The following is a 13,457-nucleotide window of genomic DNA, read 5'->3' on the forward strand; positions in this document are numbered from 1 at the left end:
CTGTTCGGCAAGGGACGATCGACGCGCGAGGACGAGAGCGCCGGCGAGCCCGGTGCCGTCACCGAGGAGGCGGCGGCCGACCCGGCCGCCGCGCCGAGCGCAGGGTCCACGGCTCCCGCGGCCACGACCGGCCCGTTCGACGAGGCCGACGCCCCCGCCGGCGTGACCCGGGTCGACCTGGGCGCGCTACGGGTGCCGCCACGTCCCGGGATGGAGCTGCGCCTCGAGCTGGAGGAGAAGACCCGCCGGGTCGTCGCAGCGACCGTTGGACTGGCCGGGTCCACCGTCCAGCTGCAGGCCTTCGCCGCACCGCGACGGGACGGCATCTGGGACGAGATCCGCGCCGAGATCGCCACCCAGGTGACGAAGTCGGGCGGGAGCGCGGACGAGATCCCCGGCAGCTTCGGCCGTGAGCTGCTGGCCCGCCTGCCCGCCCGCACCAGCGACGGCCGCACGGCTCACCGGCCCGCTCGGTTCGTCGGGGTCGACGGCCCCCGCTGGTTCCTGCGAGCCGTGTTCAGCGGCCCGGCGGCGGCCGACGAGCAGGCCGCCCGGCCGCTGGAGGAGGTCGTCCGCGGCACCGTCGTCGTCCGAGGGGCCGAGGCGATGGCGCCGCGCGACCTGCTGCCGCTGCGGCTGCCCGACCAGGGCGGCGGCGACGCCCAGGTCTCCACGACCAGCGACGGCGCGACGGCGGCGGAGTCGTGAGCACTCCACCGCCCCGCGGCCGGCTGCGGTCCGCGCTGTCCCGCCTCACCGCCGACCGGGACGAGCTCGCCGCCAGCGAGGAGTCCGCGCTGGCGGCAGCCTTCGGCGGCACCCCCTGCTCGGACCTGTACGACCGGGTACGCACGAGGGTCTGCGGTGTGCTGCGGACCGTGACCCTGCGTCCCCGTGGCGGCGTCCCGGCTCTGGAGGCTGAGCTGTTCGACGGCTCAGGCACCCTCACCGTGATCTGGCTCGGCCGGCGGGAGATCGCCGGCATCGAGCCGGGCCGACGGATCGTGGTGACCGGGCTCGTCAGCTGCTCCCACGGCCGGTCCGTGATGTACAACCCGGCCTACGACCTGCTCCCGGTGGACGGCGCGTGAGTGAGGGGCGGGGCGGTCTCGCGCAGGCGGCCGGCGAGGAGTTCTCCCTCGCCGAGGCGGTGGGCGGTCCACGCGGCGTCGTCGAGGCCCTGCTGCCCGGCCTGCTGTTCGTCTCGTGGTTCACCGTCACGCGAGATCTTGACGGCGCACTGGTGGCCGCGCTGGGGGCGGCGGGTCTGCTCGTCGCCGCACGCGTCGTCACCGGCAGCAACGTCAGCCAGGCCTTCGCCGGCGCCGTCGGGGTCGCGATCTCCGCCTGGGCGGCCGCCCGGACCGGGGAGGCGGTCTCGTACTACCTGCCGGGGTTCCTGCTCAATGCCGGTTACGCCGCGCTGTACGCGGTCTCGACCCTGCGGTTCCCGCGACTGGGCCCGGTGCCGGCGTGGGGGCCGTTCCCGGTGATCGGAGTGCTCGTCGGTCCGCTCGTGGGGGAGGGACTCGCCTGGCGCCGGGACCCCGCTCGGCTGCGGGCCTACCGTCAGGTGACCTGGCTGTGGGTCGCGATGTTCGTCGTCCGGCTCGTCGTCCAGGTGCCGCTGTACCTCGCCGACGCGGTCGGCGCCCTGGGCGCGGCCCGGCTGGTGATGGGGGTCCCGCTGTTCGCGCTGACCGCGTACCTCACCTGGCTGGTGCTGCGGCGAGTGCCGCCGGCCCAGCCGCACACCCCGCCGCCGGTGGCCTGAGCGGTCCACGCCCCGTTCCGGTCGCCCGTCACCTCGGGCCTCGGGTCACGTGGTGGCCCGCAGCAGCCGTTGCAGCTCCTCCTCGCTCTCCGGCACGGTGATGAGCAGCAGCTCGTCGAGGCCCTCGAGCACGTCGTCCGGAGTGGGGGCGATCGGGCTCTCCTCCCGGATGATCGCCACGAGCACCGTCTCCGGAGGCCAGGTGACCTCTCCGACCGGGGTGCCGGCCAGCGGTGAGTCCTCCGGCAGGGTGAGCTCGACCATCGTCGCCTGACCCTGCTGGAAGGTGAAGATCCGGACGAGGTCGCCGATCGCCACGGCCTCCTCGACCAGCGCGGTCATCAGTCGAGGCGTGGACACCGCGACGTCGACGCCCCACGCCTCGTCGAACATCCACTCGTTCTTCGGGTTGTTGACCCTGGCCACCGTGCGCGGGACGCCGAACTCGGTCTTGGCCAGCAGGGACAGCACGAGGTTCGCCTTGTCGTCGCCGGTCGCTGCCACCACGACGTCGGTGCGCTCCAGACCGGCTTCGCTCAGTGAGGCGAGCTCACAGGCGTCCGCCTGCAACCACTCGGCCTCCGCCACCGACGACGTCCGGATCGCGCGTGGCTCCTTGTCGATGAGCAGCACCTGGTGCCCGTTGTGCAGCAGCTCGCTGGCGATGGAGCGGCCGACGCTGCCCGCGCCGGCGACGACGACCCTCATCGTGCTCCCTCCGGCGCCGCGCCGAGCGCACGCTCGACCCTGGCCACGTCGTCGACCCGGACGGTGGCGTGCAGCACGTCGCCCTCCTGGAGGACCGTCGCCGGTCGCGGCAGGACGGCTTCGCCCAGCCGGGTCAGGTACGCCACCCGGCAGCCCACCGCCTCCTCCAGGTCGGCGACGGTCCGACCCACCCACCCCCGGTGCGTGCTGAACTGGGCCAGCAGGACGGTGCCGCTGGCGTCCCGGTACTCCCCGGCCGCGCCCCGCGGCAGCAGACGGCGCAGCATCTGGTCGGCCGCCCAGCGGACCGTCGCGACGGTCGGGATGCCGAGCCGCTCGTAAACCTCGGCGCGCCGGGGGTCGTAGATCCTGGCCACGACGTTGGCGACGCCGAAGGTCTCCCGTGCGACGCGGGCGGCGAGGATGTTGGAGTTGTCGCCGCTGCTCACCGCGGCGAAGGCGTACGCCTCCTCGATCCGGGCCTCGCGCAGGGTGTCCCGGTCGAACCCGACACCGGTGACCGTGTCACCGCCGAAGTGCGGACCGAGGCGCCGGAAGGCCTCGGCGTTCTGGTCGATCACGGCCACCGTGTGCCCGTGCTCCTCGAGGCTGTGGGCCAGGGTCGCGCCCACTCGGCCGCAACCCATGATCACGAAGTGCACAGGGCAACGCTACACGCGCGGACCCACGCCCAGGACGGGCTGCGGGGCACGGGCCGGACGGGCCTAGCATGGGCCGCCGTGCCGAGCCTCGTGGACGCCGCCAAGCGGCTGGTCGTCGGCCGCCCCCTCCGCAGCGAGCGGCTCGGAGCGACCCTGCTGCCCAAGCGGCTCGCGCTGCCGGTCTTCGCCTCCGACGCCCTGTCGTCCGTGGCCTACGCTCCCGACGAGATCATGCTCACCCTGGCGCTGGCCGGGGTCACCGCCTACGTGCTGTCGCCATGGGTCGCCCTCGCGGTCGTACTGGTCCTGCTGGTCGTCGTCGCCTCGTACCGGCAGAACGTCCGCGCCTACCCCTCCGGCGGGGGGGACTACGAGGTCGTCACCACGAACCTGGGGCCCAGCGCCGGCCTCACCGTCGGCAGCGCGCTGCTCGTCGACTACGTCCTGACCGTCGCGGTGTCCATCTCCTCGGGCGCTCAGTACGCCGCCGCCGCCTTCCCCCAGCTGCGGGGCCACGAGGCGGCCGTGGCCTCCCTGCTCGTCGTCGTCCTGATGACGATCAACCTGCGAGGGGTCAAGGAGTCCGGGCGGGCGTTCGCCGTCCCGACCTACCTGTTCATGGCGGCCATCCTCGGCACCGCCGCCTGGGGCTTCGTCCGGTGGTTTCGCGGTGACCTCCCGCTCGCCGCGAGCGCCGAGCTCGACCTCGTGCCCCAGCCGGGCTTCGAGCAGGGTCTCGTCGGGCTGGCCGGAGCGCTCCTGGTGCTGCGGGCGTTCTCCAGCGGCGCTGCGGCCCTGACCGGGGTGGAGGCGATCAGCAACGGCGTGCCGGCCTTCCGGGAGCCGAAGAGCAGGAACGCCGCCACCACCCTGGCGCTGCTGGGGGCCACGTCGGCGACGATGCTCATGTCGGTCGTGGTACTGGCCAACCTCATGGAGCTGCACTTCGTCGAGTTCCCTTCCGAGCAGCTGCTGCGTGACGGCCAGCCGGTCGGCGAGGACTTCGTGCAGGACCCGGTGATCGGCCAGATCGCCAAGGGTGTCTTCGACACGTTCCCGCCCGCGTTCTACGTCGTGGCCATCGCCACCGGCCTGATCCTCGTGCTCGCCGCCAACACCGCGTTCAACGGCTTCCCGGTGCTGGGATCGGTCCTGGCCCGTGACGGGCTGCTGCCACGGCAGCTGCACACCCGGGGTGACCGGCTGGCCTTCAGCAACGGGATCATCGCGCTGTCGGCGGCCGCCGTGCTGCTCATCGTGGCGTTCGACGCCCAGGTGACCCGGTTGATCCAGCTGTACATCGTGGGGGTCTTCATCTCGTTCACGATGAGCCAGACCGGCATGGTCCTGCACTGGACCCGACTGCTGCGCACGACCGTGGACCGGGCCGACCGGCGTCGGATGCTGCGCTCGCGGGCGATCAACGCCGTGGGTCTGGCGATGACCGGCACGGTGCTCCTCATCGTGCTCCTCACCAAGTTCACCCGCGGGGCGTGGATCACCCTGGTCGCGATGGCGGTGCTGGCCGTGCTCATGCAGGCGATCCGCCGGCACTACGACCACGTGGCCAGGGAGCTGGCCGTGGCGGAGGGGCCCAGCGCGCGGGCGCTGCCGTCGCGGGTCCACGCGCTGGTGCTCGTCTCCAAGATCCACAAGCCGGCGCTGAGGGCGCTCGCCTACGCCCGGGCGTCCCGGCCCTCCGCGCTCGAGGCCGTGACGGTGAACGTCGAGCCTGCCGAGACCCGGGCCCTCATGGCAGAGTGGGAGCGCCTGGAGCTGCCGGTACCGCTCAAGGTCCTCGACTCCCCGTACCGGGACGTGACCAGGCCCGTGCTCGAGTACGTGCGGGCGCTGCGGCGGGACAGCCCCCGCGACCTCGTCGTCGTCTACGTGCCCGAGTACGTCGTCGGGCACTGGTGGGAGCAGCTGCTGCACAACCAGAGCGCGCTGCGGCTGAAGTCGCGGCTGCACTTCGTGCCCGGCGTCGTGGTGGCCAGCGTGCCGTGGCAGCTGCGGTCGTCCCAGGGGGTGGACCAGTGGCAGGACGTGCCCGGTGGGACGCCGGCGGGCAACGGGGCGTGACGACCACCGAGGGGCTGCTTGAGCTCGTCGTCGGCCCGGTCGCCCACGGCGGGCACTGCGTCGCCCGCCACGAGGGCAGGGTGGTCTTCGTCCGGCACGCCCTGCCGGGGGAGCGGGTGCTCGCCGAGGTGACCGAGGGCGGCCCGCGGGACAGGTTCTGGCGTGCGGACGCCGTCGCGGTGCTCACGCCGTCCCCGGACCGCGTCGTCCCACCGTGCCCGTTCGCCGGACCCGGTCGGTGCGGCGGCTGCGACTGGCAGCACGCGGCCCCGGCGGCGCAGCGGCGGCTCAAGGCTGACGTCGTCGCCGAGCAGCTGCGCCGGCTGGCCGGGATCGAGGTGGACGTCGAGGTCGAGGCGGTGCCCGGCCCTGGTGTGGACGCCGGCACGGGGCTCGGCTGGCGGACCCGGGTGCAGCTGGCTGTTGATGCCGGCGGCCGGGCGGGCTTCCGCCGGCACCGCTCGCACGACGTCCAGGTCGTCGACGACTGCCTCATCGCCACCGACGGCGTGCGCGCACTGGGGTTGACGCACCGGCGCTGGCCGGGGGCGGTCGCGGTGGAGGGGGTCGTCCCCGCCACCGGCGACGACAGACTCGTCGTGCTCACCCCCTCGCGTCCTGGCCGTCGGCCGCGGCTGCCCGACCTGCCCGAGGGCACCTCGGTCGCCGTGGCCGCCGCCCCGGGGACCACCGAGCGGGTGCGCGGGCGCACCTGGGTCACCGAGCAGGTCCCGCTGCCGACCGGTCCACGCTCCTTCCGGGTCACCGGATCCGGCTTCTGGCAGGTCCACCCCGGCGCCGCGGCCGTCCTCGTCGACGCCGTGCACGAGGCCCTGCGGCCCCGTCCGGGTGAGCACGCGCTCGACCTGTACGCCGGCGCGGGGCTGTTCGCTGCCGCCCTCGCCGGCGCCGTCGGCCCGGACGGCGCGGTGCTGGCCGTCGAGGGCGACGCCCGGGCGGTCGCCGACGCCCGGCGGAACCTGCACGACCTGCCCCAGGTCGTCGTCCGGCAGGGTCGGGTCGACGCCCGGCTCGGCGGGGCCGGTCAGGCCGACGTCGTCGTCCTCGACCCGCCCCGCACCGGTGCCCGTCGGCAGGTCGTCGAGGCCGTCGCCGCCCTGCGGCCGCGTGCCGTGGCGTACGTCGCCTGCGACCCGGCCGCCCTGGCGCGGGACCTGGCGTACTTCGGCGACGCCGGCTACCGGTTGGCCGGACTGCGGGCGCTGGACCTGTTTCCCCACACCCACCACGTCGAGTGCGTCGCCCACCTCGTCCCGGCCGCCTGACCGCCCGATCTCTGGAGGCTTTCCGGGGTCTCGAGGCGCGTTGAGACCCCGAAAAGCCTCCAGAGGACGCCGCGGACGCCGGGGGAGGGGCGTGACAGTCGGCGGGGGACGTGATTCAATTATCTTGACGTCAAGATAACTGCCGGATCGAGACTCCGGTCCCGGTGGTCCAGGATGGGTACGAGGACCGGTACGAGGACCGCGGCCGACGGAAGGAGCCAGCGTGAGCACCGCTGCGAGCAAGGACAGCTTCGGAGCCAGGGGGACCCTTGAGGTCGGCGGCTCCAGTTACGAGATCTACCGGCTGGACGCTGTCGAGGGCGCTGACCGGCTCCCGTTCAGCCTCAAGGTGCTGCTGGAGAACCTGCTGCGCACGGAGGACGGCGCGAACACCACTGCGGAGCACGTGCGCGCCCTCGCCGGCTGGGACCCCGACGCCGAGCCGGACACGGAGATCCAGTTCACTCCTGGCCGGGTCATCATGCAGGACTTCACCGGTGTGCCGTGCGTGGTGGACCTCGCCACGATGCGCGAGGCCGTGGCCGAGCTCGGCGGAGACCCCCGGCGGGTCAACCCGCTCGCCCCGGCCGAGCTCGTCATCGACCACTCGGTGATCGTCGACGTGTTCGGCAGTCCGGACGCCTTCGAGCGCAACGTCGAGTACGAGTACCAGCGCAACGGCGAGCGCTACCAGTTCCTGCGCTGGGGGCAGACCGCGTTCGACGACTTCAAGGTCGTCCCGCCCGGCACCGGCATCGTCCACCAGGTCAACCTCGAGCACCTCGCGCGCGTCGTCATGCGGCGCGACCGCGAGGGCACCACGGTGGCCTACCCGGACACCTGCGTCGGCACCGACTCGCACACGACGATGGTCAACGGTCTCGGCGTCCTGGGCTGGGGGGTCGGCGGCATCGAGGCCGAGGCCGCGATGCTCGGGCAGCCGGTCAGCATGCTCATCCCGCGGGTCGTCGGCTTCCGTCTCACCGGCGAGATCCCGACCGGCGCCACGGCGACCGACGTCGTGCTGACCATCACCGAGATGCTGCGCCGGCACGGGGTCGTGGGCAAGTTCGTCGAGTTCTACGGCGAGGGCGTGGCGGCGGTGCCGCTGGCCAACCGCGCGACCATCGGCAACATGAGCCCCGAGTTCGGCTCGACGTGCGCCATCTTCCCCATCGACGACGTCACCCTGGAGTACCTGCGGCTCACCGGCCGCGACGACGAGCAGGTCGCCCTGGTGGAGGCCTACGCCAAGGAGCAGGGCCTCTGGCACGACCCGTCGGTGGAACCGCGCTACTCCGAGTACCTCGAGCTCGACCTGTCCACGGTCGTGCCGAGCATTGCCGGACCGAAGCGCCCGCAGGACCGCGTCGCGCTCAGCGAGGCCAAGACGTCCTTCCGCCGGGCCCTGCGAAGCTACGTCGACCACGACGAGAACGTCTACGGCGCCGCGGACGAGGGCTCGGTGGAGTCCTTCCCCGCGAGCGACCCGCCGGCGGTGCACGAGGCCGCGCAGTCCGGTGAGACCTTCACCCGGCCGGCCCCGGTGGACTCCCCGCAGCTCGAGCGGGTCAGCAAGCGGGTGCCGGTGACGATGCCCGACGGCACGCAGACGGAGATCGACCACGGCCACGTCGTGATCGCGTCGATCACCTCGTGCACGAACACGTCGAACCCGTCGGTGATGGTCGCCGCCGGGCTGCTGGCGAAGAAGGCGGTCGAACGCGGCCTGTCGTCCCGCCCGTGGGTGAAGACCTCGTTGGCCCCCGGCTCCAAGGTCGTCATGGACTACTACGAGAAGGCCGGCCTCGTGCCGTACCTCGAGAAGCTCGGCTTCCACCTCGTCGGGTACGGCTGCACGACGTGCATCGGCAACTCCGGGCCACTGCCGGACGCCGTGTCAAAGGCGGTGCAGGAGAACGACCTGGCGGTGGTCTCGGTGCTGTCCGGCAACCGGAACTTCGAGGGCCGGATCAACCCCGACGTCAAGATGAACTACCTGGCCTCGCCGCCGCTGTGCATCGCGTACGCCCTGTCCGGGACGATGGACTGGGACGTCGAGAACGAGCCGATCGGCGTCGACTCCGAGGGCGCCGAGGTCTTCCTGCGCGACATCTGGCCGTCGCCGGCGGATGTCCAGGCGGTCATCGACGAGGCGATCAGCCAGGACATGTTCACCAAGGACTACGCCGACGTGTTCGCCGGTGACGAGCGGTGGCGCTCGCTGCCCACCCCCGAGGGCGAGACCTTCGCCTGGGACCCCGAGTCCACCTACGTCCGCAAGCCGCCGTACTTCGAGGGGATGGGCGTGCAGCCCGAGCCGATCGAGGACGTCACCGGGGCGCGGGTGCTCGCCCTGCTCGGCGACTCGGTCACCACCGACCACATCAGCCCGGCAGGGGCGATCAAGCCGGACAGCCCGGCGGGCCGGTACCTCGCCGAGCACGGGGTCGAGCGCAAGGACTTCAACTCCTACGGCTCGCGGCGCGGCAACCACGAGGTGATGATCCGCGGCACCTTCGCCAACATCCGGCTGCGCAACCTGCTTCTCGACGGCGTCGAGGGCGGCTTCACCCGGGACTTCACCGCCGGTGGGCAACAGGAGACCATCTACGACGCCGCCCAGCACTACGCCGAAGCCGGTGTGCCGCTCGTCGTCCTGGCCGGCAAGGAGTACGGGTCCGGCTCCAGCCGGGACTGGGCGGCCAAGGGCACCCGGCTGCTCGGCGTCCGTGTCGTCATCGCCGAGAGCTACGAGCGGATCCACCGCTCCAACCTCATCGGCATGGGCGTGCTGCCGCTGCAGTTCCCCGACGGCGAGTCAGCCGCGTCGCTGGGGCTGGACGGTACCGAGACCTTCGACGTCCGCGGGATCACCGCCCTGAACGAGGGCCGCACCCCGCGGACCGTCACGGTGACGGCGACCAAGGAGTCCGGCGAGACGGTGGAGTTCGAGGCACGGGTGCGGATCGACACCCCCGGCGAGGCGGAGTACTACCGCAACGGCGGCATCCTGCAGTACGTGCTGCGGTCGCTCATCGCCGGCTGACCGGCCGGCGACACCCACGTGTTCGGTCTCGGCCCGACTGCCCTGCTCGGGTGCGCGGGCGTCGTCGTGCTCGGCGCGGTCGTCCAGGGAGAAGTGGGGCTTCGGCCTTGCGCTGGTCGTCTCCCCGGTGCTGCTGCTCGTCGACGAGCGGCTCGTTCCGGCGGCGGCGCTGGTCGTCGCCGGAGCGCTGCCCTGGAAGACGCTCGCGCAGGAGTGGCGGCACTTCGACTGGCGTGGCCTTCGGTGGAGCCTGCCCGGGCATCCCGTGGCGCCGGCGTGCCCTGCCGGTCAACCGGGACACCTTGCTGGTCGGCGCAGGCGTCGGTGGGGTCGGTGGCACCACAGCCGGAATCGGCGGCCCACCTCTGGCCATGCTGCACTCCGGAGCCTCCGGCCCGCCCATCAGGGCGACGCTGGCAGCGTTCTTCGTGATCGGCCACCTGGTCTCAGTGGGGGCCCTGGCGGCCGCGTCCGCAGTCGACGTCCGCGCTCTCGGGACAGGTGCGCTGCTGCTGCCCGCGGCGCTGGTCGGAGCCGCGATCGCGCGGGTCTACGCCCCCACCTGGACGCCGGCCGAGTGGGCCTCGCCGTGCTGGGTGGCTGTGGTCAGCGCCGTCGTGCTGCTCGCGCGCACGGTCGCGTGAAGCCTACTCCTTCACCGCACCCTCGGTGGTGCTCATAATCTGCCGCTGAAAGACGAAGAACAGCACGGCGACAGGGATCGTCATGAGGAATGCGGCTGCCAGCTTCAGCGGGTACTGCGTCCCCTGGCTGATGGCGCCGGACGCCAGGCTGGCAACGCCCTTCGTGAGCACGGCCAGGTCTGGGTCGGAGGTGACGACAATGAAGTGTGCGAGTTCGTTCCAGGACCCTTGGAAGGACAAGATGACGAGCGTGATGAGCGCCGGGCGCGCCATCGGCAGCACGATGGACCAGTAGGTGCGGAACAAGCCTGCCCCGTCGATCTTTGCTGCCTCCTCGACGCTGCGCGGGATCGACTCGAAGAAGTTCTTCATGATGAAGATGCCGGCGGCGTCCGCGAGCAGCGGCAGTACCATGCCCGCGTACGAGTTGTAGATCCCGAGCTGGTTCACCACGAGAAATTTCGGGATGAGCAGCACGACGCCGGGTACCGCCATCACAGCGACCAAACCGGCGAACACCGCACCTCGGCCACGAAACTCCAGGCGGGCCAGGGCGTAGCCGGCGAGGGAGTTGAAGAACACACGCCCCGCGGTGACGGCCAGTGTGACGACGACCGAGTTCATAGTCCACGTCGGGAAGTCGGACTGAGGACTGGTGAAGAGAAACTCGTAGGCTGCCCCCGTCACTGGGTTCGGCACGAGTGACAAGGGATTTTGCGCCGCCTCGGCATCGGTCTTGAACGACGACGCGATCTGTATGAGGAAAGGGAAGACGTAGACGACAGCGATAGACACGAGTAGGGCGTACCGGAAGGCAGTTCCCCAGGTCATCGGCCGGCGATTCGGCTGCCGTGTGGAGACGGTCTCCGTGGCCGGGGTGCCGGTTGTGGCCAGGCTCGCGCTCACGAGGGCCTTCTCTCGTCAACTGGCTGTAGAAAGCGTTTGCGGCGTGGAACAGTGGTGCGCTCCCGCAGAACGACGCGCTGCAGGATCGTGAAGGTGACGATGATGGCGAACAGAATGAATGCAATCGCCGCTCCCTCCCCCCAGCGCTGACTGCCGAACGACGCCGTGTACGACAGGTAGGCGGGAGTTACGGTCGTCTTCGCCGGACCACCGTCCGTGCCGACGTAGATCTGGTCGAAGACCTGCCAGGTGCCGATGAGCCCAAGCGTGATGACGGTGAAGAGCGTTGGTCTTAGCTGAGGCAGTGTCACCCGGAAGAACCGCTGGCGACTCGTTGCGCCGTCGACCATGGCCGCTTCCTCCAACTCGGCCGGGATGTTCTGCAGGGCGGCGATGAACAACAGCATGAACGTTCCGGACGTCGTGAAAATCGCCATGGTAATGAGGGTGACCATGGCGACACTGGGCCCGGCCAACCACTCCCACCATGTGACGCCGAGCAGGCCGCCGGTCGTGAGGGCCGCCGGCGCTGAGTCGACGCCCATACCTGCGAGCGCGATGTGCAGCACACCACGGGGATCGTTGAACCAGTTCGGCCCCTCAATACTTAGGAACGAGAGCAGTTTGTTGACCGCGCCCGTAGAACTGAACAGGAAGAGGAAAACGACGGTGATCGCTACTGAGCTGGTTACCGACGGAAAGTAGAAGGCGGTGCGGAAAAGCCCGCGGCCACGGATCGCCCGACGACCCACCAGCATGGCCAGGGTCAACGACACCACCGTCTGAAGTGGTACGACGAGTACCACGTACCAGAGGTTGTTACGCAGTGAGGTACCGAAGTCTCGGGTGGTGAGCCCGCCCCCCGTTAGGAGCGCCTCGTAGTTGTCGGCTCCGACGAAAGAGACGTCGCCAGCCAGGGGACTGCCCCGGCCGTCCCAGTCGGAGACGCTGACCCAGAGGGCCATCAGCACCGGAATGACGAGGAAGAGGCCAAGGATTATCAGGGCGGGTGCTGTGAACAACCATCCCGCCGCGGTCTCGCGGCTCCTCATGGAGGAGCCGCGAGACCGTTGGGATGCCACTGGCATCACTGTGCCCCCAGCACAGCCTCGAGGTTGGCTTGGGTGCTGGACAGGATGGCCGCCGGGTCGGCGCTCTCCAGCGACTCCAGCTGTGCGTTGAGGTCGGCGATGACGTCGCTCACGCCGGCGGCGTTCGGCGGCGTCGTGGCGACGTCTGCCTGCTCAATGAAGGCTTCGAACTGCGGAAACTCGTCGCGGAAGGCTTCCTCTGCTGACTGCACCGACGGCATTACACCGAATGCCCGCGCGAACTCCATCTGCTGCTCGGGTTGCGTGAGGAAGGCAACGAGGTCTGCGGCGGCCTCAGGGCTCTCGCTGTCCGCAGCGATGCCCCAGCAGTTCGTGAACGACAGGGTGCCAGCACCTGCCGGGCCCTCGGGGAGCGGAGCCACGAGGTAATCCACGTCCGGGTAATCGTTGTTCATGGCCCCGGCGATCCAGTTCCCTTCGATCGTCATGGCTGCTCTGCCCGTGCCGAAGGCCTCACCTCCCCAACCGGCTCCGACCTCGCCAGTGAACGCCATCGAACCTTCGGCGAGCATGTCCTTCACGAAGGTGAGGGCCTCGAGGTTCTCGGGGGAGTCGGCCGTGGCCTCGCCTTCGGTGACTAAGCCTCCGCCGGCCTGCTCCATGAACGCCCCTAGCCGTTGGTACTCCGAGCTGGTGACGAGCCCGACCTGGTCGCCGGTCGTCAGTGTGGCCGCGACGGTCCGCAGCTCTTCCCACGTGGTCGGCACGTCGTCCTCGGTGAGCCCGGCGGCTTCCCACGCCTCCGTGTTGATGATGAGGCCAAGCGTCGAGAAGTCCTTAGGGGCGCAGTAGAACTGGCCTTCGTAAGTAAAAGCATCGACCAGGTTGGGGTAGAAGTCGGAGGCGTTCTCGAGATCGGCGGCGTACGGCAGGAGCGAGCCATTGTCGGCGTAGCCGGCCAGTTGGTCCGACCCCACATAGAAGACGTCCGGAGGGTCCCCTGCGGCGAAGCCCTGGCTCAGCTCCTGAGCCAGGTCAGTGGCCGCGACAACCTCGACCTGGTGACCGGAGTCCTCGGCGAAGGCCGCTGCGGCGGCCGTGACGGCCTCGGTCTCGGCTGGACCGGACGAGCCAATGAGCATCCGCAGGGAAGCCGTGTCGGCGTCGGCGGCGTCGCCGCCGCCGGTGCTGTCAACGGTGGGCTCCTCCTCGAAGCCGCTCCCACCGCAGGCGGCGAGGCTCACGGCAGTCAGGCACGCGACGAGGGCGACAGTAGGGCGGCGGGTCATGCTTC

Annotated in this window: 12 protein-coding genes; 7 read left to right on the forward strand and 5 right to left on the reverse strand. The window is 70.9% G+C overall.

The genetic code is table 11. From position 1 onward, the window contains the following. Genes HJG43_05435 through HJG43_05445 form a run of 3 tightly spaced genes read left to right on the forward strand, consistent with a single transcriptional unit; the run spans position 1 to position 1,774 of the window. A complete protein-coding gene (locus tag HJG43_05435) occupies positions 1-708 on the forward strand; it encodes a DUF3710 domain-containing protein (GenBank protein UER55738.1) in 708 nt (235 codons plus the stop codon). Further along, on the forward strand, positions 705-1,091 hold the full coding sequence (locus tag HJG43_05440) for an OB-fold nucleic acid binding domain-containing protein (GenBank protein UER54081.1): 387 nt from the start codon (positions 705-707) through the stop codon (positions 1,089-1,091). Before HJG43_05435 ends, HJG43_05440 begins: the two co-directional genes overlap by 4 nt. Beyond that, on the forward strand, positions 1,088-1,774 hold the full coding sequence (locus HJG43_05445; protein ID UER54082.1) for a DUF3159 domain-containing protein: 687 nt from the start codon (positions 1,088-1,090) through the stop codon (positions 1,772-1,774). The genes HJG43_05440 and HJG43_05445 overlap by 4 nt, the downstream gene beginning before the upstream one ends. Positions 1,775-1,819: 45 nt before the next feature. On the opposite strand, the gene HJG43_05450 is transcribed toward HJG43_05445, so the two are convergent. After that, a complete protein-coding gene (locus HJG43_05450) occupies positions 1,820-2,482 on the reverse strand; it encodes a TrkA family potassium uptake protein (GenBank protein ID UER54083.1) in 663 nt (220 codons plus the stop codon). Further along, positions 2,479-3,144 (reverse strand): TrkA family potassium uptake protein, encoded by a 666-nt coding sequence (locus tag HJG43_05455; GenBank protein UER54084.1) that lies wholly within the window; start codon positions 3,142-3,144, stop codon positions 2,479-2,481. The genes HJG43_05450 and HJG43_05455 overlap by 4 nt, the downstream gene beginning before the upstream one ends. A gap of 78 nt (positions 3,145-3,222) precedes the next feature. Here HJG43_05455 and HJG43_05460 point away from each other — a divergent pair, with 78 nt between their 5' ends. The 4 genes from HJG43_05460 (at position 3,223) to HJG43_05475 (ending at position 10,205) form a co-directional block, all read left to right on the forward strand. Then, positions 3,223-5,226 (forward strand): APC family permease, encoded by a 2,004-nt coding sequence (locus tag HJG43_05460; GenBank protein ID UER54085.1) that lies wholly within the window; start codon positions 3,223-3,225, stop codon positions 5,224-5,226. Next, positions 5,181-6,512 carry a class I SAM-dependent RNA methyltransferase gene (locus HJG43_05465; GenBank protein UER54086.1) on the forward strand — a complete coding sequence of 444 codons (1,332 nt, stop codon included), beginning with the start codon at positions 5,181-5,183 and terminating at the stop codon, positions 6,510-6,512. Before HJG43_05460 ends, HJG43_05465 begins: the two co-directional genes overlap by 46 nt. A gap of 223 nt (positions 6,513-6,735) precedes the next feature. Beyond that, on the forward strand, positions 6,736-9,561 hold the full coding sequence (locus HJG43_05470) for an aconitate hydratase (GenBank protein ID UER54087.1): 2,826 nt from the start codon (positions 6,736-6,738) through the stop codon (positions 9,559-9,561). A gap of 233 nt (positions 9,562-9,794) precedes the next feature. Continuing rightward, a complete protein-coding gene (locus HJG43_05475) occupies positions 9,795-10,205 on the forward strand; it encodes a hypothetical protein (GenBank protein UER54088.1) in 411 nt (136 codons plus the stop codon). Between the two features lie 3 nt (positions 10,206-10,208). Here HJG43_05475 and HJG43_05480 read toward each other — a convergent pair whose 3' ends face one another. The 3 genes from HJG43_05480 to HJG43_05490 all read right to left on the reverse strand — a co-directional run bounded on the left by HJG43_05480 (position 10,209) and on the right by HJG43_05490 (position 13,452). Continuing rightward, a complete protein-coding gene (locus HJG43_05480; GenBank protein UER55739.1) occupies positions 10,209-11,036 on the reverse strand; it encodes a carbohydrate ABC transporter permease in 828 nt (275 codons plus the stop codon). 71 nt (positions 11,037-11,107) lie between these two features. Continuing rightward, positions 11,108-12,199 carry a sugar ABC transporter permease gene (locus HJG43_05485; protein ID UER55740.1) on the reverse strand — a complete coding sequence of 364 codons (1,092 nt, stop codon included), beginning with the start codon at positions 12,197-12,199 and terminating at the stop codon, positions 11,108-11,110. After that, complete coding sequence (locus HJG43_05490; protein ID UER54089.1) at positions 12,199-13,452, reverse strand: ABC transporter substrate-binding protein; 1,254 nt, start codon at positions 13,450-13,452, stop codon at positions 12,199-12,201. The genes HJG43_05485 and HJG43_05490 overlap by 1 nt, the downstream gene beginning before the upstream one ends. Positions 13,453-13,457 lie beyond the last annotated feature (5 nt).

The organism is Kineosporiaceae bacterium SCSIO 59966 (genome assembly GCA_020881835.1).
Classification (GTDB): domain Bacteria; phylum Actinomycetota; class Actinomycetes; order Actinomycetales; family SCSIO-59966; genus SCSIO-59966.

Coding starts and splice junctions, on each gene's coding strand:
- HJG43_05450 (UER54083.1), bottom strand. CDS start 2,482: ATGAGGGTCGTCGTCGCCGGCGCGGGCAGCGTCGGCCGCTCCATCGCC.
- HJG43_05480 (UER55739.1), bottom strand. CDS start 11,036: ATGACCTGGGGAACTGCCTTCCGGTACGCCCTACTCGTGTCTATCGCT.
- HJG43_05485 (UER55740.1), bottom strand. CDS start 12,199: ATGCCAGTGGCATCCCAACGGTCTCGCGGCTCCTCCATGAGGAGCCGC.
- HJG43_05490 (UER54089.1), bottom strand. CDS start 13,452: ATGACCCGCCGCCCTACTGTCGCCCTCGTCGCGTGCCTGACTGCCGTG.